The 3,092-nt window shown below is 34.1% G+C and carries 1 protein-coding gene; it reads left to right on the forward strand.

What is annotated here, in order from left to right:
• Positions 1–2,373: type ISP restriction/modification enzyme (locus ABID23_RS07645; protein ID WP_354190868.1), on the forward strand; the 2,373-nt coding region annotated here is incomplete at its 5' end.
• Between the last annotated feature and the right edge of the window lie 719 nt (positions 2,374–3,092).

The raw sequence follows: 3,092 nt of genomic DNA on the forward strand, positions 1-3,092 counted from the left end.
ATCAAGCTTTATGAAAGTTTTTTTGCCAAGGCATTTAAGAAAACCACGGATAAGCTTGGGATTGTTTATACGCCCGTTGAGGTTGTTGATTTTATCATTCATTCTGTTGATGATGTTTTGCGTAATGAGTTTGGCAAAAGCTTGGGTTCACGGGGTGTCTCCATTCTCGACCCTTTCACGGGAACGGGTACTTTTATCACAAGGCTTTTACAATCCAATCTCATCAAACCAGAGGATATGGAATATAAATTCCGTCATGATATCCACGCCAATGAGATTGTCTTGCTTGCCTATTACATAGCAGCGATTAACATTGAATCGACCTATCATAGTTTTATGAAAGGTGAGTATATTCCCTTTAAGCATATTGGCTTAACCGATACGTTTCGGATGATTGAAAAACAAGATTTAATGAAAGGTATACTTAAAGAAAACAGTGAATATTTAGAACTCCAGAAAAATCTTAATATTGAGGTTATCTTTGGTAACCCTCCTTATTCGGTAGGACAAAAAAATGAAAACGACAATGCAAAGAATACTCCCTACCCGATATTAGATGATCGCATTCGTGAAACTTATGCTGCTCAATCTAAAGTAACAAATATACGAGCACTTTATGATAGCTATATCCGCGCTATTCGTTGGGCAAGTGACCGTATTGATAATGCTGGGGTAATCGGTTTTGTTTCTGGTTCAAGCTATATAGAAAAGCCAGCAATGGATAGTTTACGAAAATCTTTAGCCCAAGAATTTACGAGTATTTATGTGCTTAATTTACGAGGTGATATCCGTAAAAATATGATGAACAAAAATAATGCTCAAGAAGGAGAGAATATTTTTGGCAATGGTAGTATGACGGGTATTGCCGTAACATTATTTATTAAAAATCCCAATGTTTCTGGAGATTGTAAAATTTACTATCATGATATTGGAGATAATCTTTCCACCGAAAAAAAACTTGAGATGCTTCAGTACTTTCGTAGTGTTGGTGGTATTACACGTGAAAACGATTGGAAAATAATCACACCAGATGAACATGGGGATTGGATCAATCAACGTGATGATAGCTTCAAGACATTCCTAACTCTAGGTGATAAAAAAGATCATAATAAAAAACTCTTTTATACCTATTCTTGTGGTCTAAAAACCAATCGTGATTCTTGGATATATAACTCAAGCCGTGAGGTTTTAGAAAAAAACATGCACAACATGATTAACTTCTATAATAACGAAGTGGAACGTTTTAATGGTGCTTACTTACACGCTGATCATAAAGTGCGTGAAAAGGTTGTGAATGATTTTATCAATACGGATGAGAGTAAAATTAGCTGGAGTCGTGCTCTTAAACAAGAATTGGCAAAAGGAAAGATTTTTGAATTTGAGACTACATGCCTTACGCAAAGTTTGTATCGTCCATTTACACGACAGTGGCTCTATTATAGTCGTGCCTTTAATGAAATGGTTTACCAAATGCCGCGTATATTCCCAATGGAGAAAGCGGTTGAAAATAAGGTCATACAAATTTCAGGTATGGGAACTCAATCAGGTTTTTCTGTTTTGATATCTAAGTCTATACTTGATCTTCATGTTGTGCATAATGGTCAATGTTTTCCACGCTATATTTACGAAGACACTCTGGTTTCAAAAGGTAAAAGTAAGCAACAATCCCATTTGTTTGCAAATGCTACAGAAGAAAGTAAAACAGTTGGTTTACAACGACGTGATGCCATTACTGATGAAGGACTAGCACATTTTAAAGCTGCTTATCCTAATGAAACTATCATTAAAGATGATCTATTCTATTACGTTTACGGTTTACTTCATTCGGAAGATTATCGCTCTCGTTATGCTGATAACCTCTCTAAAGAATTGCCTCGTATCCCTTGTGTAAAAACTGCTGATGATTTTTGGAAGTTTGTAACAGCAGGGCGTGAACTCAGTCATTTGCACGTAAACTATGAAACTATCGAGCCTTATCCAGTGACCTTTAAAAAAGGTAATCCAAAACAGACAGAGATCTCTAATCCCGAAAAATTCTATTACGTAACTGAAATGAAATTTGCAAAAGCAGGTAAAGAGAAAGATAAATCAACAGTTATTTACAATAGCAATATCACAATAACAGATATCCCTCTTGAGGCTTATGAGTATATCGTCAATGGCAAGCCCGCTCTTGAATGGATTATGGGGCGTCAATGCGTTAAGACGGATAAAAAGAGTGGTATTGTCAATGATGCCAATCGCTATGCTGTTGAAACCGTTGGAAACCCTGCTTATCCATTGGAATTGTTTCAAAGGGTTATTACCGTAAGTTTAGAAACCATGAAAATCGTTAAGAACTTACCAAAATTAGAAATAAGAGAAACTGAATAACTTATAAAGCATGCTCACATAATGGGTATGATAAACGCATAAGGGGTATAGAGCTTATAACCATAATCTATACCTCTTTTTGTTAAGTTGATTAGATACAATCTTTAAAAGGAGTATTTATATGCGTTATTCTAAAAAGAAGAACACTTGCACTTTTAGATACTCTACTTTGGATTGCTTTAAGACTTTTAAGAAACCCACTCTTAAATAGAATTAGATTTTTTTACATTGCCTTTAAGAGGTTATACCGTAATCTAAAATGATAGCTTTATCCTTTTCAAAAGCTTTGTTTAAAGAGAGTTATGTATATTCATTTTGCTTATAGGTTTTGAAGGTGTAAAAATCGTCAAAATACCTTCAAAACCCCTTTTTATATATATTACAGATTGTATTTACGTGTTGTATGTAATACAGGTTGTTTCTTTAAAACATTAACATATTGAAAATATAATAACTTTTATTTTTCTATTGAAAAAAAATATATAAAGAGGCGTAAAAGGAACCCTCAAAATTATGAGGTTTATGAAAGCGATAACGTTGTTAAGATTGATAAATAGCATAAATAACAGGCATGGGAGTACCTTCTTTATGGTTATAAACCCATCATAAAAGAGAGAATGCAAAAAAGCCGTGCCAAATGATATGACGCGGCTTTCAAATAACGATTATAATGATAAAAAAATAATCATCCACAATGGAGTGATGAATTCATATATACA

It is taken from the genome of Bartonella silvatica (assembly GCF_040545155.1).
Taxonomy (GTDB): domain Bacteria; phylum Pseudomonadota; class Alphaproteobacteria; order Rhizobiales; family Rhizobiaceae; genus Bartonella; species Bartonella silvatica.